This is a genomic window from Microbacterium sp. S308A+ (assembly GCF_049800815.1).
Taxonomy (GTDB): domain Bacteria; phylum Actinomycetota; class Actinomycetes; order Actinomycetales; family Microbacteriaceae; genus Microbacterium.
The window spans coordinates 25,260-47,933 of record NZ_JBNAFT010000007.1 but is presented as its reverse complement, the minus strand read 5'-3'; the positions used below and the strand labels follow the sequence as shown (position 1 = coordinate 47,933).

Sequence of the window (22,674 nt, the reverse complement as noted above, 5' to 3'; positions counted from 1 at the left end):
TAATCCGTTCTGCGAGTGGTCGTTGTCGGAACTTTGCCGATGACTCAATCCTCTGTGCATCGCAGGTCCTCGGAATCAGTCCACAGTGCGAACCTGTCCCTCGTACCAGGGTGCGACACCCAGATCTTCCAGGGTCGACCACCCCGCGGCGCTCTGGCCTCCTCTCCGTCCGGGAGCGCTCAGGCCTTCTGGGGGGCCCAGAGGTCAGGGCCGAAGATCTCGTAGTGGATCCGGTCGGCGGGGACGCCCCGGGCGAGGAGGGTGGAGCGCATCGTCTGCATGAACGGGAGCGGCCCGCACATGAAGACGCGGGCGTCGTCCGGAAGGTCGGCGTCGCTGAGGTCCATCCGTCCTGCGCGCGCGGGGTGCAGCGTCGGCGCGCTCTCGGCCCCGTGCTCATACCAGTTCTGTGCGCGGGCGTCCGGCATCGCCAGGACCTGACGGCGGAGGGAGGCGTAGAGCGGGTGGGTCTCGTGGGAGGAGTCTGCGTGGTAGAGCCGGACCGTTCGGGCGTGCTGGCGGCGGGAGACGTCCTCGAGGATCGCCGCGATCGGGGTGATGCCGATGCCGGCGGAGATGAGCACGAGCGGCTGGGCGGAGTCGTCCAGGACGACGTCGCCCGCGGGCTGCGAGAGGTCCAGCTCGGTGCCGGGGGCGGCGTGCGCGTGCAGCCATGTGGAGACCTGCCCCGCAGGCGTGGTGCCGGTTCCCCGCACGCGCTTGATCGTCACGCGCAGGGAGTCGCCGCGGGGGCCGGACGAGATCGTGTACTGGCGGGCCTGCCGGCGCCCGTCGGGGAGGTCCACGGCGATCGAGACGTACTGGCCCGTCGCGTGCTCCGGCGCGTTGCCCTCCGCCGGGGCGAGGACGAGGGAGAACACGTCCTCGGACTCCTCGAACCGTTCGACGACGCGGTAGCGTCGCCATGGCGTGGACGGGTCGGTGCCGCCTCGGCTGTAGAGCCTGGCCTCCTCGGCGATGAGCCCGCTGGCGAAGAGCCAGTAGACCTCGTCCCATGCGGAGCGGACCTCCGGCGTCACCGCGTCGCCGAGCACCGTGCCGATCGCGTCGAGAAGGTGGCGCTGGACGATGAGATAGTCCGCGGCGGCGATCCCCAGCGAGACGTGCTTGTGCGCGATGCGACGCAGGGTCGGCGTGAAGTCCGGTGCCGCCGGGTCGATGAGCTGCGTCGCGAACGCCACGATGGAGCGGGCGAGTGCCTTCGGCTGCTCGCCGACCGCCTGGTTCGCCTGGTTGAAGACGTCGAGGAGCTCGGGATGGGCCGCGAACATCGACGGGTAGAACACCTGAGTGATCTCGTCCGCATGGGCGGCGACGATCGAAGCCGTGCGGCGGACGACGGACTCGGACGCGGGAGACAGACGCATGATGATTCCCTTCGGGAGTGAGGACGGAGGACGGGTCGATCCTCGGCGATCGCTCGGCGTCTCGCCTGCGCGGTGACCGGTTCTATTCGTCGCCCGACCTTCGCGGAGCGTCGGCCCTCGCTCGGGGGAATCCCGTAGACGGGGCGGAGCGGGGCCTCGTGGAGACGCCGGCAAGGCCGCCATGCCAGCCCTCTTCCAGACTTCCCGCGCCAATCGCTGTCACTCTTCTCGCGCCCCCTGCGGGCCTGGCGACGCCGGGAGCACGGGGGCATGACCCTGACGAAGCCGACGCACACTCCTGGGGGAGACATGGGCAATCCGCGCTCACTGAACGTCCGACGGGGCGACATCTTCCACGGCGCTGACGGAAGCCTGTGGCGAGCGGCCAACGGGTACACGCTGTACGAGATCGACCGGCACGGCGGGCGGATGCCGCGGACGAGCCCGCTCACGGTCGCATTCGTCCAGGAGCGGTACGGGCCGTTGACGCCGGTCGGCTGAGGGCGTCGCCGAGCGCTTACACTGCTGGCGTGCCCCGCCGCGCTCATGCCTACCGCTCCATCTCCCAGCCGACTCGGCTGCGGCTGCTCCACGAGGTTCAGCGGCGCCCGGGCCTCTTCGCCCAGGATCTTGCTGCTCGACTCTCTGTCCCCCTCAACACCGTGCGCGATCATCTGGCCGTGCTCGCCGCGGAGGGGCTGATCGTCGGTGAGCCGCAGCACCGCGCGAGCCGCGGAAGGCCTGCGATCGCCTATCGTCCTGTCGTGGACAGGGACGAGAGCCCCAAGGCTGCGAAGAGGATCGCGGACGCGGAACGCCGTGGCGCGCTTCTGCGGGCGGCCATCGGCGAGCCTTCGCGTTCCTCGGCGAACGACGAAGGGGCCATCCGTCAGCTCGACGTCCTCTACGAGCATCTCGACGAGGTGGGTCTGCAGCCCCGCGTCGACGAGGACGCTCTCGCCATCGAGCTCGCTCCCTGTGCGCTCTACGCCGCCGGCGACGACTACGAGACGGCGTGTCAGGTCCACGCCTGCCTCGTGAAGGATCTCCTGCGCCAGACGTCCGGCCCTCTCTCCCTTGACAGGGTCGAGCCCTTCGTCACCCCGTCACAGTGTCGTCTCACTCTCCGACGCGCTGAGGCCGGGGGAGCCCCGACCTCAAGCGGACCTCGTGCCGGCGGAGGGATGCCGCACGACCAGCTCGTCGTTCAGCGGGGAGCCGGCGCGGAGGAGGCCACGGGCTGATCGAGCAGGTCGAGTGCGGTGTCGATGCTGCGCGCGGACTGCGCGGCATCGACACGCGCGAGCGAGAACGCGGCGATCACGAGACCGGTCATGGCCTCCGCCCGGCGGGACGCCCGGGATCCGTCCAGCTCGGGGTGACGGGCGCGGACACCGCGCTCCAGCGCGTCACGGAGCTCCGAGAGGTAATCCACGATGACGCGCGAGACATCCGGGTCGTAGGCGATGGGGGACTGCGCCGTGTTCACGAGAAGGCACCCGTGGGACGACGGCGTCGTGCGGTGCCCGCGGAACATCGTGCGCAGGCCGATGAGGTAGGCCTCGATCGCATCGGAGGCGACAGGTTCGGAGGTCAGCGGCCGCAGACGAGGGCGGACGACCTCGGTGAGGTAGCTCTGCACGGCCTCGTCGAACAGGCCCCGCTTGGAGCCGAACGTGTTGTAGACGCTCGAACGGCTCAGGCCCGTGGCTGCCTCGATCTCGGCGATGGAGGCATTCTCGAACCCCGTCGTCCAGAACAGGGTGCGGGCGGCGCGGACGGCCGCCTCGCGGTCGAAGCCCTGCGTGCGCGCCATGCTGCTCCTTGTATCTGGAACGACCTGTCCAGTATAGTTTGAAACGGTCATTACAGAATCGTCTCTGAGGGGAACATCACATCATGGTCATCGCGGGATTGGTCATCGCCGTCGTGGCGGCGCTCCTCCACGTCTACATCTTCTACATGGAGTCGATCGCCTGGACGAGCGCGCGGGTGCGCGCGACGTTCGGCACGACGGAGGAGGAAGCGCTCGCCACGAAGGAACTGGCCTTCAACCAGGGGTTCTACAACCTCTTCCTCGCGATCGCGGTCTTCGTCGGCGTGATCCTCTACGCCGTGGGGAGCACCGCCATCGGCGCGACGCTGATCCTCACGGGCATCGGTTCGATGGCTGCCGCTGCTCTGGTCCTCTTCGCCTCGAGCCCGGGCAAGCGAGGCGCGGCGCTGAAGCAGGGAGTGATCCCGGTGCTGGGCGTCATCGTTCTGGCGATCGGTCTCGTCCTCTGACGCCGATCGTCTGACGGGTGCCGGCGGCGTCGCGGGTTCGTCCCGTCGTGTCAGTCGGTGCCGCTGTCGAAAGCGGCGCCCTCGGAGGCGGCGTCGACGGCCTCGGCCAGCGCCTCGTCCGTCTCGGCGAGGGAGCCTTCGACCGTGCCGGCGATCTCGGACGCCTCGCCGGCGGTCACCCGGCCGACGAGCTCGCCGGTCGCGCCCCCCACGAGACCGAGCCCGGCGTACTGCTCCAGGCGGGAGCGCGAGTCCGCGATGTCGAGGTTGCGCATCGTGAGCTGGCCGATCCGGTCGACCGGGCCGAACGCGGCGTCGCCGACGCGCTCCATCGAGAGCTTCTCCGGGCCGTAGGAGAGGTTCGGCGAGACGGTGTCGAGGATCGTCCAGTCGTCTCCCCGGCGCAGACGGATCGTCACGGTGCCCGAGATGGTCGACCCGACCCAGCGCTGGATCGACTCGCGCAGCATGAGCGACTGCGGCTCGAGCCAGCGCCCTTCGTACATGAGGCGGCCGAGGCGGCGGCCCTGCTCGTGGTAGGTCGCCAGAGTGTCCTCGTTGAGGATGCCGTTGACGAGCCGTTCGTAGGCGATGAACAGCAGCGCCATGGCGGGCGCCTCGTAGATTCCGCGTGACTTGGCCTCGATGATGCGGTTCTCGATCTGATCGCTCATGCCGAGGCCGTGACGGCCGCCGATCGCGTTCGCCTCCTGCACGAGCGCGACGGGGTCGGCGTACTCCACCCCGTTGATCGCGACGGGGCGGCCGCCGTCGAACGTCACCGACACGTCCTCGGTCTCGATGGCGACGGAGGGGTCCCAGAACCGCACGCCCATGATCGGGTCGACGGTCTCGAGCGAGACGTCGAGGTGCTCCAGGGTCTTGGCCTCGTGCGTGGCCCCCCAGATGTTCGCGTCGGTCGAATAGGCCTTCTCGGCCGAGTCGCGGTACGGGAATCCGTGCGCGACCAGCCACTCGCTCATCTCCTGACGGCCGCCGAGCTCGGTGACGAAGTCGGCGTCGAGCCACGGCTTATAGATGCGCAGGCGGGGGTTGGCGAGCAGGCCATAGCGGTAGAACCGCTCGATGTCGTTGCCCTTGTAGGTGGAGCCGTCGCCCCAGATGTCGACCCCGTCCTCCTTCATCGCGCGTACCAGCAGCGTGCCGGTCACCGCGCGGCCGAGGGGCGTCGTGTTGAAGTACGTCTTGCCGCCCGAGCGGATGTGGAACGCGCCGCAGGAGAGCGCGACGAGCCCCTCCTCGACGAGAGCGGTCTTGCAGTCGATCAGTCGCGAGGCCTCGGCGCCGTACTCGAGCGCACGGCCGGGGATCGAGGCGATGTCGTCCTCGTCGTACTGCCCGAGATCGCCGGTGTAGGTGTACGGCACCGCGCCCTTGTCGCGCATCCAGGCGACGGCGACCGAGGTGTCGAGGCCACCGGAGAAGGCGATGCCGACGCGCTCGCCGACGGGGAGGGACTGGAGGACCTTGGACATGCTCTCAGCCTATCGGGACGGCACTCCGTCCCACGGCTGCGGACGGCCCAGACGGGTCGTGAAACCCTCGACCTCCGTCTAGGAGGAAGCGACGAAAGTCCGATGTCGGGAGGGGAGCTCGCTGGCTAGCTTGGCCGTGACAAACCGCGAGGCGTCATCGGCGTTCGCGGGAGACACACGGAGGAGGCACCTATGCGCAAGGAGCGCGGATGGTCGATCGCCCTCGGAGCTCTGCTTCTCGGGATCGCGGCGTTCACGATGATCCGGTCCGAGGGGCGCTTCGAGGCCTACGTCAGCGGCGGGGGCTGCCTCCTGGCCGGGATCGTCCTCCTCGTGGTCGCCGTGCGGCGCCCGACGCGGTGATCCCGGGAGGGGACATGGCGAACGAAACGATGACCGGCGTCGTCCCGGTCGAGGGGGCGGCCTCCCCGGCCCGTGAGATCTCCTCCGCCGTCTTCCACTGGGCGACGGGAACGCGCGGGACGGGGCAGGGGCGCGTCCTGTTCGGCGAGACCCGCGAGCATCTGCACGAGCTGACCCGGCTCTCGGCAAGGGGCGACGCCGTCCTCACCCCCGCCGCGGCAGAGCCCGGCGCGGAGGACCTCTCCTCCGGCGCCCGCCTGCTGACCTATCAGGGCGCCTTGACCGAGCCGGGGGACCTCATGCACATCGGTCGTGGCTACGAGATCGAGATGCAGGACTACCTCTCCCTCCCGTTCCTCCCGATCACCCGCCCCATGGTCGTCCGTTGCCTCTCGGAGCGGAGCTGGGACGCCTTCATCGCCGATGCCGACGAGGCCCGGTCGACGGGACGGTTCATCCCGCAGCTGGCCGGGTCGTCCGTCGCTCTCGCCGACCGGGCGGTCATCGAGGCGACCGTCGATCGCTCTCCGGTCGCTGTCACCGGTCTCACGGTGGACCGCGACGGGGAGGCCCGGTACGGCGCGGCTGCGCCCTCTGTCGGATCGGTCGCCGATCTGCACGCCCTTGCGACCGAGCTGGATGCCCTGACCTTTCTCGACGGTGTCGGGGGACGAAGGATCGAGGGGAGGCTGGCAGAGAGGGGGTGGCTGCGCGCCTATCTGACGGCGCTGCGGGTCGTCGGACGCGAGGGCGGCGAGACGTGGAGGATCTCTGGGTTCGGAGGCACGCTGACCGGCGAGGATCCCGCCCCGGACGCCCTCCGCACCGACAACCTGGTCATCTGGCGCGATGACGAGCATCAGTTCGTCGTGGGCGGGTCCGGACGCCGCTTCGCCCTCGGCCGCGACACGGCGATCGTCGTCGAGATCCTCCTCGCCTCGTCCTCTCTCGACGCGGCGAGGAGCGCCATCGTCGCCGCGGGTCTCGACCGCGTCGGTCTCGATCAGGACATCGCGGATCTCCTGCGTCGGTTCGCCGACCGTGGCGTCACGATCAGCCCCGGTGCGGTGACGGCATGACGAGGAGGATGCCGGAGAGGGCCTGGACCTCTCTCGTGCGGCCGAGCGAGAGCCCGGGGCGCGAGCGGTGGGCGCTTTCCGCCCAGGGGACCCGGGTGCGTTTCGCCGACGGTGTCGACGCGTACTGCGCGACCAGCGGCCTCTGGAACGTCCCCCTCGGCTACGGCCGCCAGGAGATCGCCGACGCCGTGGCCCGTGCGCTCCGCGACGCCTCCTATCTGACGCTCTTCCGGCGCAGCCATCCGTTGGCGGAGGCCGCCGCCGAGAGGGTGCTCGACTTCACAGGGATGCCGTTCTCCCGGCTGATCTACTCGACGTCCGGCAGCGCCGCGAACGACGTCGGGATGAAGCTCGTCCGTCAGTTCTGGGCCCTCTCGGGGCAGCCGCAGCGCCGGATCGTCGTCGGCCTCCGGGGCAGCTATCACGGGCTGACCTATGGTGCTCACGCGCTGAGCGGGGACGATCTCGGACAGGCCCTCTACGGGGTCGACCGGCGGGACATCCGCCACGTCCCCTTCGATGACGGGGGTGAGGCGTTGGCGACTCTGCTGGCGCGTGAGGGCGGACGTGTGGCGGCCATCGTCCTCGAGCCTGTGCTCGGCACGGGGGCGGTCGTCGTGCCCGCTCCATTCCTCGCCGCCGTCCGGACGCTCCGTGAGGAGCATGGCTTCCTCGTCGTCGCGGACGAGGTGGCGACGGGATTCGGGAGGACGGGGCGCAGGTTCGCCTCCGCGGGATGGGACCCTGACGCTCTGCTGCTGTCCAAGGCGCTCACCAACGGCACGTGCGCAGCGGCGGTCGTGGCCGTGGGGGAGCGGATCGCGTCGGCGTTCGACAGGGCCGACGCTCCCTTCGTCCACGGTGAGACGCAGGCCGGCGCTCCGGCGACCTGCGCGGCGATCCTCGCCACGATCGATCTCTACGAGTCCCTTGATCTCGACACCCGGTTTCGAGAGGTCGCCGCGCATCTGGATGCCGTGGTCTCGCGGCTCCGCACGCATCCGCGGATCTCTGGAGCGCGGGGTGCGGGCGCCTTTCGCGCGGTGACCGTGGCGCCGGATCCCACGGCAGGGCCGCTCGACGTGATCGACCTCGTCGAACGGATCAGGAGAAAGGGCGTCATCGTCCATCCGGCACCGTCCGGGATCCAGTTCATCCCGCCGGCCGTCTCGACGCCGGCGGACGTGGAGCTCATCGCCGTGGCCGTCGAGGGCGCGTTGGACGAGCAGGAGGCCTCATGAGGGGAACGCCTCCTCTTGCCGCCCTGGCCGTTCACGAGGGGACGAACCCGGTGGTGATCGGCGCGGGCGCAGCGACGAGCTCGCTGCCGCGGCTCGGCGTCGACAAGAGGTCCCTGATCATCGCCGACGGCCGGCTGCTCGACCTGCATCCGCTCCTGACGTCTCGCTTTCGCCACGTCGTCAGGGCGGATGTCGAGAAGGAGACGCAGGAGGGCCTGCTCGAGAGGGCGAGAGGTTCGATCGAGCGATCGGCGGAGGCGCCCAGCGCCGTCGTCGGCATCGGAGGCGGGTCCGTCATGGACGCGGCGAAGCTGACACGGCTTCTCCTGAGGGGAGACTCGGGGTTCCAGTCGATGAGGCGGAGCGCGGGGAGGCTCGGGGTGGCGTTGCTTCCTCCCACGTCTGGCGCCGACGTTCCTCCGCTCATCCTGGTCCCGACGACCCTGGGGACGGGATCGGAGGCGAGCTCTGTCGCCTGCCTCGACGGCGGAGGGTCGCGTCTTCTGGTCGCGGGGGCCGCGATGAAGGCCGACTTCGCCGTCCTCGACCCGGAGCTCACCCGCTCCCTCCCCGCCGCCGCCATCCTCGAAGGGGCTGCCGAGATCCTTCTCCGTGTCCTCGGCGTCTGGGCGGGAAGCAGGAGGGCTGAGCTTCAGGACGCCGTGGCCACGGACCTCGTCCGAACCGTGTGTCGGACGGTTCGGGACGCAGCGGCCGGACCGTTCGACGACCGTCATCGGCTCCGCCTGGCCGTGGCCAGCGCCGATACCCATCGAGGGTGGGCGCTCGTCGGCCGCAACCCGTACGGGGCGAAGCACTGGTACCTGGCGAACGAGCTCTCCGCGGCGTCAGGGCATCGGAAAGTGCCCGTCACCTTCCGGCTTCTCCCCGGCATCTGGAGGCGGGCGACGGAGGGGGATGCGCGGTTCGGCGACGGGCAGCGGCTCGTGCGGATCTGGCGCGTCGTCGCCGAGGAGCTGTCGCTGCCTTCCGAGCCTGTTCAGGGGTGCCGGGAATGGGCATCCGCCTGGGGTGTGCCCGAGCCGCCTTTCTCGCCCGCCGATGCGGCCGTCGCCGCCCGTCGCTGCGCCGCGCTCTGGGGCGGTGATCGCCCCGCGTTACGCGGCCTCTGGGAGACCGACATCGCGGAGGTCTACGCGGAGGCCTCGGAGGGGGCGAACGATGACGTTCCGATGACGGTGAGGAGGTGAGAAATGACCATGGCAGAGATGAGCGGATTCGCCTTTGAGGAGGTCGAGGCCGCGGATGCACCGGACGAGCAGTCCTTCTGGTGGGGGATGTGGCTGGGCGTCGGCTACGTGAGCACGGTCGTCGCGCTCGTCACCTGAGCCGGCCCGGCACGGAGAACAGGAAGGAGGTGACGGATGGAACTCTCACCGCAACTGCGTTTCGAGGAGATCGAGGGCATGGAAGCCCCCGACTCGGACATGTACGTGGGCTTCAAGCTCGCGGTCGTCCTCGGGCTCATCGCGCTCGCCGCGACGTGACCTGAGGCATCGAACAGCACCGGAAGGGGGTGAGGACATGCGCACGATCCACGGAGATCTCTGGTTCGAGGAGGTCGATCAGGCCGATGCGCCGATGAGCGCCGAGGAATGGCTGTTCAACATCGGCACGTTCGGGTTCGCTCTCGTCCTGCTCGCCACCTGAGCAGATGGGCGGTCAGGACCCTGACCGCCCATCTGTCGATACCCCGCCGTCCCCAACGAGAGAAGCACACCGTGTCATCGTCCACCCGCCCGACCGATCCGGCGCGTCCTGCCGCCGTTCTCGCCTCGCTCCTGGCGCCGGGCGATCCGGAGGACCTCTACTCGCCGGCGGGCGCCCGCCTCTACGAGAGGCTCGCCGCCTTCGACACCAGCGAGCAGGCGGCGCTGCTGCGGCTTCTCTCCGAGGACGACGGCGAGATCCTCGAGCTCGCCTGCGGAGGCGGGCGCCTCGCGCTTCCTTTGCTCTCGCTCGGCCGTCCGGTGACGGGCATCGACCTCTCGCCGGAGATGATACGACTCCTCCTCCGCCGGTACGACGGGCTGCCGACTTCGCGGAGGCCGGCGCCGCTGACGGCGATCGTCGGCGACATGCGGGACTTCTCCCTCGGGCGGACGTTCGGCTCGATCGTCCTCGGCACCACGTCCCTCCTGCTCTTGGACCGCAAGGACCGAGCACGCCTCTACGGTGTCGTCCGGCGGCACCTCGGACCGCAGGGGAGGTTTCTCGTGTCCGTCCACGCGTCGGCTCCTCGTCCCGGAGCGACCTCCACCAGGATCGTGCCTCTCGTCGATGGCGAGGCCGAGGCAGCCGTGATCAGCGACGAGGTCACCCGGGACGGGCGGACACGGCACGTCTCGATCCTGCACGTCGCTCGTGAGCGGGGCGGCGTCCTCGAAGCCGCCGAATACGCCTCCACCGTCGCGGTGCTGACCGCGGACGAGGTGGATCATGAACTGGTCGACGCGGGCTTCTCCCGTGTCGAGAGCGTCGCCGCCGGAGCCGGCGCAGCCGGATCCGAGGGGCTGCTGATCCGGGCGTACACGGCATGAACGGCCCGGCTGGCGTGCGCTCCTGGGAGGAGCAGCATCCGAAGCTGGGCGACCGCGTCGGCATCGATCCGCCGATGGGCGAGGGCGCACCGTGGATCATCTCCGTCGCCGGCGTACCTCGGGCCAGGGTCGGAGCGGATTTCGCCCTGATGGCGTCGTTCCTCGACGGGCGTCGTTCGCTGAAGGACGCGGTCCGGCTCGCCGGTCTCGACGTGGACGGACCACAGGCGCTCGCCGCCCTGGACGCGTTGGCCTCGGCGGGGCTGCTCGAGGTCGGCAAGGGGCGGAGCCCCTCCCGCCGACGGTTCGTCTATCGGCGGCCGCTGACGTTCCAATGGACGCTGTTCGACCCGTCCCCGCTCGCCGCTGTTCTCTCCCGACCCTTCCGAGGCAGGAGGGCGAGAGGCGGTGTGCTGCTGGCGACGCTCTCCGCTCTCGTCCTGCTGGCTGCCGTCTCGGTCGCGGCGAACGGCTCTCTCGTCCTCTCCCTGCTCAGCAGCCCGCTTCCCCTCGACATGACGGGCGCGCTCCTGCTCGCGATCCTCGTGACGGGGTGCGCGCATGAGATCGCCCACGCGGTGGCCCTCTCCGCGTTCGGCGGCAGGCCCACCCGGATGGGGTTCATGCTGCTGTACTTCCTCCCTGCCTTCTTCTGCGATGTGACGGACGGATGGCGCATACGCGAACGATCGCGGCGGGCGGTCGTGGCTCTGGCGGGACCTGCGCTGCACCTGGCCGTCGGATGCCTGGCGCTCGCGCTCGTGTCCCTTGTCGCCGGCGACGGGGCGCGTCGCTTCCTCATCGTCTTCGGGGCGGCCTGTCTGCTCGCCGTCGCCGCGAACCTCCTCCCCTTCCTCAAGCTCGACGGGTATCTGGCCCTCGTGGCCGTCACCGACACGCCCCACCTTCGTGCCCGTGCCATCGACAGGGCGGGAAGGATCCTCTCGCGCATCGCCTTCGGCGTCGTCCCCCGTCAGGCCGGCGGCTCTGATCGAGGGCCTGAGAGCGAGCCGCTCGGGTCCTCGTGGGCCCTCGGGCTCTTCGGAGCCCTCTGCGCGGTGTTCCCCGCCCTGCTCTTCCTCTGGGCCGCCGTACGGCTGCAGCCGGTCCTGATCGCCCTCGGCCCGTGGACGGCGACGCTCTTTCTCCTCCTCGTCCTCGCTTTCGTGGTCTCCGTCCTCCGCAAGGTCTTCCGCTTCCTCTTCGCTGTGTTCCGGGCGCGCCCGCGCGTCGGGCGGACCTTCGCGGCGCTGACGCTCGTCGCGCTCGGCGTCGCCGGGGCGATATCGGTGCCGGTGTCGTCATCCGTGCACGCGGGCTTCGTCGTCCTGGACGGACGAGTTCTCGTCGTCGCGTCGTCAGCGGACGGCGTCGGCGCCGGCGACCGCGTCGTCCTCCGAGCGAACGGTGTCGTGCTGCGGCCGGAGGTCGGCCGAGGCTCGATCGCGCAGAGTGCTCCGGAAGACGTGTCCGTGCCGATCGAGGCGCTCGCGCCCGTCTCCTCCCCCGGTGTCTCCGCCGCCGCACAGGGCGTCGCCGTCCTCGTCGACGGAGACCAAGGGCGGCTCCCCCCTTCCGGGATGGCCGAGGTCGAGTCGCGCGAACAGGAGCCGTTGGGCCGGCTCCTGTTCCGGGCCGTCGTCGAGGAGCCCTGGGCTGCGATCACCGGCGGGAGCGGGCGATGACGGAGGCTTTCGACGCTCGGACCCTCCCGGCGCATCTCGCTCAGGTGTTCTCGTCGGCGCTGACGAGGTTCGGGGCGGTGGGGGAGGGCCGCCCACAGGTGGGCTGGCACGGCCGCACCGCGGGGCTCCGGGTGTTCTCCTCGGAGCACGGAAGGGCCTGGCTCCGCATCGTCATGGCTCGTCCCGAGCTTGCCCGGGGCGACTGGTGGAACGGCAACCTCGAGGCACCGGATCCGGTCGCGATGCGTCGTCCGCGGGTGCTCGCCTGGGACGAATGGGCGCTCGGCTCCTCCGTCGTCCGGGCCGAGCTGATGGAGCTCCTGCCCGGCGCCGCGTGCTCGCCCTCGCCGGAGCTGCGCAACGCTCCAGGCCTGTCCGAGGAGTGGTGGGACGCCCTGGAGGACACGCTCCAGGCACTCGCCTCTCATCGCACGGGACGAGCCGTGACGACGCCGGAGTCGATCGTGCATCGGGCGCACGTCCTCTTCGGGGTCAAGCACGATCTGGCGGACGTCGTATGGACCACCTGTCACGGCGACCTGCACTGGGCCAACCTCTTCGCTCCCGCCTTCGCGCTCGTCGACTGGGAGTCGTGGGGGTGTGCCCCGGCGGGGAGCGACATCGTCACGCTCTACCTCCACTCCCTCCTCGTCCCCGACATCGCCGAGGGCATTCGTGACAGGTTTCCCGGCGTCTTCGCCTCGCGCTCCGGAGAGGTCGCGATCGTCTACGCCGGAAGTCGGATGCTGGCGAGGGCCATGAGCGGGGACTATCCGGATCTCATCGATCCGATCCACCGGACCATTCGCGAGCACGGCCCGTCGCGGGGCAGGAAGGCATGATCATGGGAGACGCAGCGGTCGAGTTCATCGACTTCAGCCGGGACTTCGGCGGACGCCGGGTCGTGGACTCCCTCACCTTCTCGGTGAGGAGAGGACGGATCATGGGGCTCCTCGGCCCGAACGGGGCGGGAAAGAGCACGGCGATGAGAGGGCTCGTCGGACTCCTCCGGCCGACCTCGGGGTCGGCGACGGTCTTCGGACGCCGATTCCGAGACCTCCCCGATCCGGCGCGGACGGTGGGCGTTCATATGGACGGGCTCGGCTTCGAGGCCGGCATCACCGGGCGTCGGCACCTGGAGATCCTCGCCGTCGCCACGGGCATGCCGAAAGGGCGAGCTGATGAGCTCCTCGACCTCGTCGGTCTGGAGGGCGAGGGACGGAAGCGGGTGAAGAACTACTCCACGGGCATGAGGCAACGCCTCGGCCTCGCCTCGGCGCTCATCGGGGATCCGGATCTCCTCGTCCTCGACGAGCCGGCGAACGGCCTGGACCCGGAGGGGGTCCGGTGGCTCCGGGCTCTCCTTCGCTCGGAGGCAGGCCGGGGGCGGACGATCCTCGTCTCCAGCCATCAGCTCGGTGAGCTGGAGCATGTCGTCGACGACGTGGCCGTGGTGCGGCGCTCGTTGCTCCATGTGGGCCCTCTGGAGTCGTTGACGCGACCGGGATGGTCTCTCGAGGACGGCTATTTCGCCCTCGTCGATGCGGCGGGGGTGCCGCGATGATCGGCGCCCCCTTCCCCCGCCTCCTTCGTGCCGAACTGCTCAAGGCGCGGTCGGCGCCGACTCTCGTCAGCATGTTCTCCCTCGTCGTGGCCCCGCCGCTGTTGCTCGTCTTCATGACGGGCGCCCTGGACTCCTTCGACGGAGGGGACGCCGCGGCGACCGGCGCGATGCTGGCCGCAGGGGCGACCGGGGCCGTCGGCTGCGCCTTCTTCGGCAGCTACCTGGTGACCAAGGACGACTACTACCGGGCGATGGACCGCTCGTTCCTGTCCGCCTCCCCCTCGGCGGTGGTGAGCGTGAGGGTCGTCGCCGCGGCGATCCTCGGCTTCTTCTTCGCGCTCGCCGGCGTCGTCGTCTGGACGATCGTCGTGGCCGTCGTCCTTGCGGTCAGAGGAGGAGATCTCGTCCTGGACGCCGATGCCGCGGCCATCGTGTCCGGCGCTGTCGTCGCGGGGACGCTCGCCGCCGTTCTCGGGTGCGGCGTCGGTTGGCTCGTTCGCAACTACTACGTCGCGGTCCTGGTGCTGCTCGTCCTCCCGCCGATCGTCGGTGTGCCGATGCTCAGCCGGGTTCGGGAGGTGGAGAGGTTCCTCCCGGTCGGCGCGGTCGCTGGCCTGAGCGGCGCTCCGATCGACGGCCTCCTGCCCCCGCCGTTGGCGGGGCTGGTCCTCCTCGGCTGGGCAACCCTGTCCGTGGCGGCGGGATGGACGGCGGTACGCAGGCGGGCGGAGGGGTGATCCGGGCCGTCGTCGTCGAGGGCGGGCGTCTTCTCCGCGATCGTCTCTTTCTCGCCTGTCTGATCCTTGCCGTGCTTCCGGCGGCCTCGCTCTTCGGGAGCCTGCCGGAGGCGAGGATGGACCCCAGCGCCATCGAGGCCCTGCGCGCCTCCTTCCCTACGACGCTGGCGGTGAACGTGGCGCTCCTCGCCGCGGCGTTCGGAGCCGTCAGGACGTCGACGGCCTTTGCGTGCGGTCTTGTCGCCCGCGACGAGCTCGTTCTCCGGGCGGGTGCGCCGTTCTGGACACGCGCCGCCGCATCGAGTCTCGGCGGCGCGTGTGTCGGAGTGGTCGCGCTGTGCGTCGCAGGTGCTGTCGGCGCAGGCCTCCAGGTCGATCTCGGCTGGTGGCCCCTGGCCGCCCCCGTGCTCGTCGTCGGTCTCTGGAGCGGGATATGGGGGTTCGCGGTCGGCGCGGTCGTGAGGGCTCCCCTCTCCGTACTGCTCGTGGTGGTGCTCACTCTGAGCCCTGCACTGCCTCTGGCGGAGATCGCCCCTGAGCTCGCGCGGGCCCTCCCGTTGGGAAGCGTGCTCGTCGCCGTGGGGGCGCCTTTCGCGGGATCCGCCGGGGGCGGGCAGGCGATGATGCCCGTCGTCCTCCTGCTGTGGGCGGTGACGGCGATGGCCATCTCCTTCCTCGTGTATCGCCTGCGCCCTCGTCTCCGGTGACGAGCGGGATCGACGGCTCCGGCCGTGAACCACACCCACGAGATGATTCGCTAGAGCAGCAGGAGATGTCCCCCGAAAAGGGGACAAGAACGCACGCATTCCCGGGATATCAGGCTGTTAGCGTGAGACACGGGGGCATAAATGAGATGTACTTTCATGAACGGTGTTCATGGTTCTGCGCGTCATGAGGCACAGCGGTGGTCCGGGCGGAGGTGGTCGCACGGCGACGACGGGGATGCGGGCACGGCTGCCAAAGGCGAGGCTAGCGGCGGAGGGCCGGGCCATGGCGTCGGCTGAGGTGCAGGAGGTGATCGTGGTGTCCCACGACGCCCTGGTCGCCTCTGCCCTCTCGGCCATCCTCGCCGCGGAGCCGGGGCTGCGGATCTCGGCGAGCACGTCTGTCGCCGAGACGGCGTCGACCGCGAGCGGCGAGACCCATGCGGTCGTCGTCTACGACGTGGGGAGCGATGAGCCGGAGCCGGCCGATCTCGCCGCCCTGGTCGCGGCCTGCCAGATGTCGCGATTGATCGCGGTCGCATCGTCCGCATCCTTCGCGCAGGTCGCGATCCTGCTCGGGGCGGGGGTCCGGGGGATCGTCGGGCGCAACGCCGGCGCAGAGGAACTGGGCAGGGCGGTCGCCGAGGTCTCGGTCGGGCACGTCTTCATCTCGCGGCTGATGCTTCGCGAGATCGTGGAGCACATCGCGCGTTGCCCGAGCCGGGCCGATGCCGGTCGACTCGCGGGCGACGGCCTCCTCGCCCCACGCGAGCGCGACGTGGTGCGGCTCCTCCTCCGGGGAATGACCAATCGCGAGATCGCGGGGGTGCTCCACCTCTCCGAGGCCACGGTCAAGGCGCATCTCGGGCGGGTGATGGCCAAATGGCAGGTGCGCGATCGGCTGCAGGTGGCCTTGTACGCGCTCGGCCTCACCGGCGCGGAAGAGAGGCGATCCGGCTGAGCCGGATCAACGGCCGCGCATACGGGAGGCGGCGATCACGCCAGCGCCGACCGTGAGTATCCCGGCGGCGATGCCGACCACGTACAGGGCGACGACGAGATAGCCGCTCGTGAAGTTGTGCGGGTTGAGGAAGGGATAGGGATACCACCAGGGCTCGCCCGTCGTCGGGGAGACGATCATGTTCGCGCGGACGAGGGTATACGCGGCCCAGGCGACCGGGAAGGCGGCGATCGTGCCGAGGGCTCCCCATCCCAATCGCCGGCGGGCGGGAGCGAAGAGCACGTCGACGAGGAGGATCAGGGGGCCGACCACATGGAGCATCTCGTTGGCCCAGGCCACGGTCGTCCCCTGTGAGAGGGGGATCCCGCGCAGCAGCGTGTTGTACACGACGCCGGTCACGATCATGTAGCTCGAGACGCAGGCGAGCAGGACGGCGATTCCGCGCGGCTCCCGTTCGGCGTCCCGATGCCGGAGCGACCAGACGGCGGCGATCGTCAACGCGACGGCGGCCGAGACGTTGGACTCGATCGTGAAGAAGCTGAAGAAGTTCGTCAGGACCGTGGGGAGGTGGGCCGCGTACGGCTCGCTCGCGGTGACGGCGCGGGCGAGCGTGGCGATCAGCTGATGTCCGACCGCGGCGAGGATCGCGGCGGCCCCGGCGAGGCGGAACACCGACCAGCCGGTGATCCTGGCGGGGGTGGCAGAGGTGCGCCGCGGCGTTGCGGAAGCGAGGGAGGTCACGAGTCTCACTCTAGGGTCGTGGCGGCCTGCGGGAATCGCCGACGCGATGCTCCCTTATTTTCTAGACGCAGTCAAAATATATCGAGACCTCGCCAGTCATGCCGAGCACGCTCGACCTCCGGAAAGGGAGCCGCGATGAGAGAACGTCCGCTGCGCGTCGCCGTCGTCTCCGGGGACGGTCTGCCGGTCAGCGGGATCCTCACGACGCTGAGGAACATGCTGGAGGAGGCCATCGGCCGTGGTCTGGTCGGCCCGTCGGTGCCGATCGACTTCGGGTACTCCTGGCGGTTCGACAAGCCGGGCTTCTACCCGGACGGCGGGCGCGCGCGGTACCCGTCCTGGCTCGTGCCGTCGGCCTCGGTCCCGCTCGGAGGGACGGTCGCGGCGGGCGAGGAGCTTCTCGCGGTGCGTTCGGCCGTGGCCAGGGCCCGGACGTCGTCCGCCGCTCAGCTCGCGGCCCTCGAGGCGAGGATCGAGCGTCTGACGGCGCCGTACGAGGAGCACTTCACCGCATGGCTCGCCGACACGGATCCGGACTACGTCCTCGCCCTCAACATGACGCTGTCGGACGCGGTTCCGGTCACCCGCGCCCTCCACAACGCGGCGCGGGCGCGGTGGGGGGAGGGGCGCCCCGGCGGAGTGGTGTTCTGGGATCACGATCTCTTCGGCAGCTATGCGGTTCGCGAAGGGGCGGAGCGCATCTACCCCGCGGAGCCGAATCCGTTCACGCCTCTGCCCAGGGAGCCGTTCCACCGGTGGGTGGTCGTCTCCCCGGCCCTCCAGGACGAGGCGTCGCGGTACCCGACACCCGTGCGACCGACGTATCTGCCCAACCTCCTTCCGGCGGAGAGGCCGCTCGACGAGGTCGAGGACCGTGTCGCGACGTTCCGGGATCAGCTCGACGTCGGCCCGGAGCGCCCGGTCGTCCTCGCCCCGGTGCGGATCTTCCCCGTCAAGGGCGTCGAGCGCAGCATCGCCCTCGTCGACGCGATGTGCACGTACGCCGAGGAACGGGGGGTGCCGAAGCCGTGCCTTCTGGTCTTCGGCGCCCTCGACGAGGACCCTGCGTACGCCGCCGTGCTCCGGCGTCACGTCGACGATGCCCGTCACCCCGAGGCCTTCCGGCTCCTCGACGGGGTTCCCCTGAGCAGCTTCCAGGACGAGCGAGGATCCTGGCGCCTCGATGAGGTCGATCTTCTGCGCTGGTGCGCCCAGAGCGGAGGAGGGGTCGTCTTCACGCCCCCGGTGGCCGACGTGGAGAGCGTCGGGCTGGGGCCGGCACTGGCAGGTCTGGCCGGAGTCCCCTGCGCGACGACGCCCTTCGCCGCCTTCGACGACGTCTACGGCCCCGGGTACCACCGGATACTCATCGCACCCGGCCAGGGCGTCAGGACCGCGGCGGCGGAGTTCATGGAGGCGATCGCCGGTCGGAGACGGGGCGATGCCGCGGTGCTCGCCGCTCTGCGGCACAACCAGCGGCTCGTCGCCGAACGCTTCCCTCCCGAGCCGTGGCTCCGGTTCCTGTGGGACCTGGTCGAGGATGTCCGTCGCTCCGCACAGTGAGCGCCAGGCCGCTTCCCGGGGAGCCCTTCCGGCGCCCGGAGCAGAAAGGGGCCACCGATAGGATGGGGTGGCCCGATCGGGTCAGCTCATCGGCCGGTGCAAACCCGGCGACGCAGCGACGGCGAAGTGCGGCCGTCACCAAGGGGGTTCTCCCATGCCAGGAATCGTGATCGTCGGCGTCCAGTGGGGCGACGAGGGCAAGGGCAAGGCGACCGATCTGCTCGGCGAGCGGACCGACTGGGTCGTCAAGTTCAACGGCGGCAACAACGCCGGTCACACGGTCGTCGTGGGAGACGAGAAGTACGCCCTGCATCTTCTCCCCTCCGGCATCCTCTCGCCAGGCGTCACCCCGGTCATCGGCAACGGCGTCGTGATCGACCTCGAGGTGCTCTTCAGCGAGCTCGAGGCCCTGGGGTCCCGTGGCATCGACGTGTCGCGCCTCAAGGTGAGTGCCAACGCCCACATCATCACGCAGTACCACCGCACGCTCGACAAGGTCACCGAGCGCTTCCTCGGCAAGCGCATGATCGGCACGACCGGCCGCGGGATCGGTCCGGCCTACGCCGACAAGATCAACCGCGTGGGAATCCGCGTGCAAGACCTGTTCGACGAGAACATCCTCCGCCAGAAGGTCGAAGGTGCCCTTGACCAGAAGAACCATCTGCTGGTGAAGGTCTTCAATCGCCGGGCGATCGCCGCGGAGGAGATCGTCGAGGACCTTCTGTCCTACGCCGATCGACTGCGCCCGATGGTCGCCGACACGAGCGCGCTGCTCGACGAGGCGCTGAACCGCGACGAGGTCGTGGTCTTCGAGGGCGGGCAGGCGACGATGCTCGACGTCGACCACGGCACCTACCCGTTCGTCACCTCCTCCTCGGCGACGGCCGGCGGCGCGGCGACCGGCTCCGGCGTGGGGCCTGGGCGCCTCGACCGGATCGTCGGGATCGTGAAGGCGTACACCACGCGCGTCGGCTCGGGCCCCTTCCCCACGGAGCTCTTCGACGAGCAGGGCGACTGGCTGCGCGCGCGCGGTTTCGAGTTCGGCACCACGACCGGCCGGCCGCGCCGGGTGGGGTGGTATGACGCGCCGATCACGCGGTACGCCACCCGCATCAACGGCATCACCGACCTCGTGCTCACCAAGCTCGACATCCTCACCGGCCTCGAACGGATCCCGGTGTGCGTCGCCTACGACGTCGACGGGACCCGCTTCGACGACGTGCCCGTGAACCAGAGCGACTTCCACCATGCGAAGCCGATCCTGGAGTACTTCCCGGGGTGGAGTGAGGACATCTCGTCCGCGCGCTCCTTCGAGGACCTGCCGCGGAACGCGCAGGACTATGTGCTCGCGTTGGAGAAGATGAGCAACACGAGGATCTCGGTGATCGGCGTCGGCCCCGAGCGCGACCAGGTGGTCGTGCGTCACGACCTCGTCGACTGACGTGACCCGCTTCTGGGTCGGCGGTTACGGGCCCGACGGCGGCGGTGCCGCGGTGGGCATCGGCCTGCTGTCCGGCGACGAGGGACGCGAGCCCACCACGCTCGCCTATCGGGGGGTCGCGACGGTCGCCGCCTCGCCGTCCTGGCTCGCCGCCCACCCCCGGCTCGACGTCGTCTACGCCGCTTTGGAGGGCGAGGGAAGCGTGGCCGCCTTCGTGCGCAGCGGCGATGCCGTGCTCGCACCGCTCGGCGCGCCGATCACGGTGGGGCAGGGGGTGTGTCACCTCGCGGTCGCCCCGGACGGCGGTTCGCTCGTCGCCAGCTGCTATGGCGACGGCCGCGTCGTGCGTCTCGGCCTTGCGGCGGACGGCGCGCTGCGTCCCGCCGTGGCGGACAGAGCCGCCGCGCTGCGGGCGGCGCTCCTCGGCGCGGACCAGGCTCCTGCCGCGGATGGCGGTCCCCGAGCCGCAGCGGAACACGGTGATCCCCGTGGCGCGGCCGGCTCACCGGAGGCGTCAGACGCTCGCCCCGCGCCGGACCCGCTCGCCGCGGCCGATCCCTACGCATCCGACCCCGACCGGACGGACCCGAACGGCGATCCACGGGCCTCCCACGCCCATGCGGCCGCTTTCCTGCCCGATGGACGGATCGCGACGACGGATCTGGGCTACGACCTCGTCCGGCTCTGGCGTTCGGGGAGGACAGGCCTCGTCCTCGATCACGAGGTCGTCCTGCCCCGCGGCACCGGTCCTCGCCATATGGTCGCGCACCCGAGCGGCCACCTGCACGTCGTGACGGAGTACTCGTGCGAGGTCTTCACCCTCGCCGAGGGAGCCGGAGGACGCTGGGGCGTCGTCGCGGCGACGATCGCGACGCCGCTTGCGCAGATCGGATCCGACTTCCCCGCCGAGCTGGCCCGATCTCGGGACGGCGCGACGCTCTACACGGCCCTCCGCGGCAGCGACACCGTCGCCGCGCTCCGCGTGCGCGGCGACGGGGCGACGGTCGAGCCGTTCGCCCTCGCCGAGGCCGGCGTCGACTGGCCCCGGCACCACCTGGTGTACGACGGCGCCCTGCTCGTGGCCGGTCAGCGGTCCGACGACGTCGCGGTGATCGACCTCGACGACCGCACGGGAGCTCCCGGACGAATCCGCCACCGGGCTCCTGCACCGAGCCCGACAGTGCTCCTTGCGATTCGATAGCCGTCTTCGACGTCGGCTCGATGTCATTCTGTCGGCCGGTTCTCGGTTTCTGATCCGACAAAGTCAGTATGGTCCGACGAGTCGACAGGAGATATCGGCCCCCGCGTCGGCGGGTTCTGTCAGGCTGGAATGCGGGGGAGCTCTCCGGAGAGGCGGCAGGACATGACGAAGGACGAATACGACCTCATCGTGCTGGGCGGAGGGCCGGTCGGCGAGAACGTCGCGGATCGCGCCGTCCAGGGCGGGCTGACGGCGGTGATCGTCGAGAGCGAGCTCGTCGGCGGCGAGTGCTCGTACTGGGCGTGCATGCCCTCCAAGGCGCTGCTCCGCCCGGCGCAGGCGCTGCGGGCGGCGCGAAAGGTCGCGGGCAGCGCCGAGGCCGTGACCGGAGACCTCGATGTGCGGGCGGTGCTCGCTCGTCGCGACGGCTTCGCGAGCGATTGGTCGGACGAGGGCCAGGTCGGCTGGCTGCGCAGCGCCGGGATCGACCTCGTGCGCGGTCACGGCCGGCTCACCGGTGAGCGCGAGGTCGTGGTCACGACCCCGGAGGGCGAGGAGCGTCGGCTCCGCGCCCGCCACGCCGTGGCGATCAGCACCGGGTCGGACGCGGCGATCCCGCCGATCGACGGCCTCCACGAGGCGCGCCCGTGGACCAGCCGCGAGGCCACGAGCGCCCGGGAGGTTCCGGAGTCTCTCGCGGTCATCGGCGGCGGTGTCGTCGCGGTCGAGATGGCCACCGCCTACGCAGCTCTCGGCTCGCGCGTCACCGTGATCGCACGCGGAGGGCTCCTCACCTCCGTCGAGCCGTTCGCCGGCGACCTCGTCGACGAGGGGCTCCGCGAGCTCGGCGTCGAGGTGCGCACCCACACGGCCACGGTGGGCGTCGACCGCGACGGCGACACCGTCACGGTCCGCACCGATGCAGGCGATGTCGTGGCGCAGGAGGTTCTCGTCGCGACGGGGCGGAGGCCCAGGTCAGCCGACATCGGGCTGGAGCTTGTGGGGGTGACGCCGGGCGAGTGGATCCGCACCGACGACACGCTCCTCGTGCCCGGCACCGACTGGCTGTACGCGGTCGGCGACGTGAACGGACGAGCGCTCCTCACCCATCAGGGCAAGTACCAGGCCCGCGCGGCGGGGGACGTCATCGCGGCCCGCGCACTCGGCGGAGACCTCGACGTCAGCCCCTGGGGCCGTCACGTCGCGACCGCCGACCACGGCGCCGTGCCTCAGGTCGTCTTCTCCTCTCCCGAGGTGGCGGCGGTGGGGCTCACCGCGGCGCAGGCCACGGAGGCGGGGCTCACCGTGCGGGCGGTCGACGTCGAGCTCTCCTCGGTCGCCGGCGCCGGCCTGTACGAGGACGGCTATCGCGGCCACGCCAGGATGGTCGTCGACGAGACGCGCGGGGTCGTCGTGGGCGTGACCCTGGCCGGCCCTGACGTCGCCGAGCTCATCCACGCGGCGAGCGTGGCGGTGGCGGCAGAGGTGCCCGTCGCCCGCCTCTGGCACGCAGTGCCGTCCTATCCGACGATCAGTGAGGTCTGGCTGCGTCTCCTCGAGGCCTACGGCAGGGATTCCGCCTGATCTCGGACAAATCTGGGCGAACGTCACCTGATTTCGGCTCGATGTCGGACTCGTGGCTTACGCTCGAACCGACCCGAGG

At 70.5% G+C, this 22,674-nt stretch carries 25 protein-coding genes; 21 read left to right on the top strand and 4 right to left on the bottom strand.

Annotation, left to right across the window (positions count from 1 at the left end):
- Window positions 1–179: 179 nt before the first annotated feature.
- Window positions 180–1,388 carry a globin domain-containing protein gene (locus ACP15J_RS13795; protein WP_424937736.1) on the bottom strand — a complete coding sequence of 403 codons (1,209 nt, stop codon included), beginning with the start codon at window positions 1,386–1,388 and terminating at the stop codon, window positions 180–182.
- A 270-nt stretch (window positions 1,389–1,658) separates the two neighbouring features.
- Here ACP15J_RS13795 and ACP15J_RS13790 point away from each other — a divergent pair, with 270 nt between their 5' ends.
- Both ACP15J_RS13790 and ACP15J_RS13785 read left to right on the top strand, forming a co-directional pair.
- Window positions 1,659–1,889, top strand: a complete 231-nt coding sequence (locus ACP15J_RS13790; protein ID WP_424937735.1) for a hypothetical protein — start codon at window positions 1,659–1,661, stop codon at window positions 1,887–1,889.
- 29 nt (window positions 1,890–1,918) lie between these two features.
- Window positions 1,919–2,632, top strand: coding sequence for a helix-turn-helix domain-containing protein (locus tag ACP15J_RS13785; RefSeq protein ID WP_424937734.1), 714 nt, complete (start codon window positions 1,919–1,921; stop codon window positions 2,630–2,632).
- On the opposite strand, the gene ACP15J_RS13780 is transcribed toward ACP15J_RS13785, so the two are convergent.
- Window positions 2,596–3,204, bottom strand: a complete 609-nt coding sequence (locus ACP15J_RS13780; protein ID WP_424937733.1) for a TetR/AcrR family transcriptional regulator — start codon at window positions 3,202–3,204, stop codon at window positions 2,596–2,598. The genes ACP15J_RS13785 and ACP15J_RS13780 overlap by 37 nt on opposite strands.
- Before the next feature lie 83 nt (window positions 3,205–3,287).
- Here ACP15J_RS13780 and ACP15J_RS13775 point away from each other — a divergent pair, with 83 nt between their 5' ends.
- Window positions 3,288–3,674, top strand: coding sequence for a DUF1304 domain-containing protein (locus tag ACP15J_RS13775; protein WP_424937732.1), 387 nt, complete (start codon window positions 3,288–3,290; stop codon window positions 3,672–3,674).
- Window positions 3,675–3,724: 50 nt separating this feature from the next.
- On the opposite strand, the gene argG is transcribed toward ACP15J_RS13775, so the two are convergent.
- Window positions 3,725–5,170 carry an argininosuccinate synthase gene (gene argG / locus ACP15J_RS13770; RefSeq protein ID WP_424937731.1) on the bottom strand — a complete coding sequence of 482 codons (1,446 nt, stop codon included), beginning with the start codon at window positions 5,168–5,170 and terminating at the stop codon, window positions 3,725–3,727.
- Window positions 5,171–5,362: 192 nt separating this feature from the next.
- On the opposite strand from argG, the gene ACP15J_RS13765 reads away from it, so the two are divergent.
- From ACP15J_RS13765 to ACP15J_RS13700, 14 genes are all read left to right on the top strand, one after another.
- Complete coding sequence (locus tag ACP15J_RS13765) at window positions 5,363–5,533, top strand: hypothetical protein (protein ID WP_424937730.1); 171 nt, start codon at window positions 5,363–5,365, stop codon at window positions 5,531–5,533.
- Between the two features lie 14 nt (window positions 5,534–5,547).
- Window positions 5,548–6,612 (top strand): daptide biosynthesis RiPP recognition protein, encoded by a 1,065-nt coding sequence (gene mpaB / locus ACP15J_RS13760; RefSeq protein ID WP_424937729.1) that lies wholly within the window; start codon window positions 5,548–5,550, stop codon window positions 6,610–6,612.
- Between the two features lie 8 nt (window positions 6,613–6,620).
- The gene (gene mpaD / locus ACP15J_RS13755) at window positions 6,621–7,853 is read left to right on the top strand and encodes a daptide-type RiPP biosynthesis aminotransferase (protein ID WP_424937728.1); all 1,233 of its coding nucleotides are present in this window, start codon (window positions 6,621–6,623) and stop codon (window positions 7,851–7,853) included.
- On the top strand, window positions 7,850–9,064 hold the full coding sequence (locus ACP15J_RS13750) for an iron-containing alcohol dehydrogenase (RefSeq protein ID WP_424937727.1): 1,215 nt from the start codon (window positions 7,850–7,852) through the stop codon (window positions 9,062–9,064). Before mpaD ends, ACP15J_RS13750 begins: the two co-directional genes overlap by 4 nt.
- Window positions 9,065–9,067: 3 nt before the next feature.
- Window positions 9,068–9,202, top strand: coding sequence for a hypothetical protein (locus ACP15J_RS13745; protein WP_424937726.1), 135 nt, complete (start codon window positions 9,068–9,070; stop codon window positions 9,200–9,202).
- Window positions 9,203–9,238: 36 nt separating this feature from the next.
- Window positions 9,239–9,361 (top strand): daptide-type RiPP, encoded by a 123-nt coding sequence (locus ACP15J_RS13740; protein WP_424937725.1) that lies wholly within the window; start codon window positions 9,239–9,241, stop codon window positions 9,359–9,361.
- Between the two features lie 37 nt (window positions 9,362–9,398).
- On the top strand, window positions 9,399–9,524 hold the full coding sequence (locus tag ACP15J_RS13735) for a hypothetical protein (RefSeq protein WP_424937724.1): 126 nt from the start codon (window positions 9,399–9,401) through the stop codon (window positions 9,522–9,524).
- A gap of 71 nt (window positions 9,525–9,595) precedes the next feature.
- Window positions 9,596–10,414 (top strand): daptide-type RiPP biosynthesis methyltransferase, encoded by an 819-nt coding sequence (gene mpaM / locus ACP15J_RS13730; RefSeq protein ID WP_424937723.1) that lies wholly within the window; start codon window positions 9,596–9,598, stop codon window positions 10,412–10,414.
- A complete protein-coding gene (gene mpaP, locus ACP15J_RS13725) occupies window positions 10,411–12,099 on the top strand; it encodes a daptide biosynthesis intramembrane metalloprotease (protein WP_424937722.1) in 1,689 nt (562 codons plus the stop codon). Before mpaM ends, mpaP begins: the two co-directional genes overlap by 4 nt.
- Window positions 12,096–12,941: a hypothetical protein gene (locus ACP15J_RS13720; protein WP_424937721.1), complete on the top strand. Its 846-nt coding sequence runs from the start codon at window positions 12,096–12,098 to the stop codon at window positions 12,939–12,941. The genes mpaP and ACP15J_RS13720 overlap by 4 nt, the downstream gene beginning before the upstream one ends.
- 2 nt (window positions 12,942–12,943) lie before the next feature.
- Complete coding sequence (locus tag ACP15J_RS13715; protein WP_424937720.1) at window positions 12,944–13,663, top strand: ATP-binding cassette domain-containing protein; 720 nt, start codon at window positions 12,944–12,946, stop codon at window positions 13,661–13,663.
- Window positions 13,660–14,400 carry a hypothetical protein gene (locus ACP15J_RS13710; protein ID WP_424937719.1) on the top strand — a complete coding sequence of 247 codons (741 nt, stop codon included), beginning with the start codon at window positions 13,660–13,662 and terminating at the stop codon, window positions 14,398–14,400. The genes ACP15J_RS13715 and ACP15J_RS13710 overlap by 4 nt, the downstream gene beginning before the upstream one ends.
- Complete coding sequence (locus ACP15J_RS13705; RefSeq protein WP_424937718.1) at window positions 14,367–15,107, top strand: hypothetical protein; 741 nt, start codon at window positions 14,367–14,369, stop codon at window positions 15,105–15,107. The genes ACP15J_RS13710 and ACP15J_RS13705 overlap by 34 nt, the downstream gene beginning before the upstream one ends.
- 283 nt (window positions 15,108–15,390) lie before the next feature.
- Window positions 15,391–16,065: a LuxR C-terminal-related transcriptional regulator gene (locus tag ACP15J_RS13700; protein WP_424937717.1), complete on the top strand. Its 675-nt coding sequence runs from the start codon at window positions 15,391–15,393 to the stop codon at window positions 16,063–16,065.
- Window positions 16,066–16,071: 6 nt separating this feature from the next.
- On the opposite strand, the gene ACP15J_RS13695 is transcribed toward ACP15J_RS13700, so the two are convergent.
- Window positions 16,072–16,806 carry a Pr6Pr family membrane protein gene (locus ACP15J_RS13695; RefSeq protein WP_424937716.1) on the bottom strand — a complete coding sequence of 245 codons (735 nt, stop codon included), beginning with the start codon at window positions 16,804–16,806 and terminating at the stop codon, window positions 16,072–16,074.
- Window positions 16,807–16,941: 135 nt separating this feature from the next.
- On the opposite strand from ACP15J_RS13695, the gene ACP15J_RS13690 reads away from it, so the two are divergent.
- The 4 genes from ACP15J_RS13690 (at window position 16,942) to ACP15J_RS13675 (ending at window position 22,595) form a co-directional block, all read left to right on the top strand.
- Complete coding sequence (locus ACP15J_RS13690) at window positions 16,942–18,369, top strand: hypothetical protein (protein ID WP_424937715.1); 1,428 nt, start codon at window positions 16,942–16,944, stop codon at window positions 18,367–18,369.
- Window positions 18,370–18,523: 154 nt separating this feature from the next.
- On the top strand, window positions 18,524–19,810 hold the full coding sequence (locus ACP15J_RS13685) for an adenylosuccinate synthase (RefSeq protein WP_424937714.1): 1,287 nt from the start codon (window positions 18,524–18,526) through the stop codon (window positions 19,808–19,810).
- A gap of 1 nt (window position 19,811) precedes the next feature.
- Window positions 19,812–21,011: a lactonase family protein gene (locus ACP15J_RS13680; RefSeq protein WP_424937713.1), complete on the top strand. Its 1,200-nt coding sequence runs from the start codon at window positions 19,812–19,814 to the stop codon at window positions 21,009–21,011.
- Between the two features lie 162 nt (window positions 21,012–21,173).
- Window positions 21,174–22,595, top strand: coding sequence for a dihydrolipoyl dehydrogenase family protein (locus tag ACP15J_RS13675; protein WP_424937712.1), 1,422 nt, complete (start codon window positions 21,174–21,176; stop codon window positions 22,593–22,595).
- Window positions 22,596–22,674: the final 79 nt, after the last annotated feature.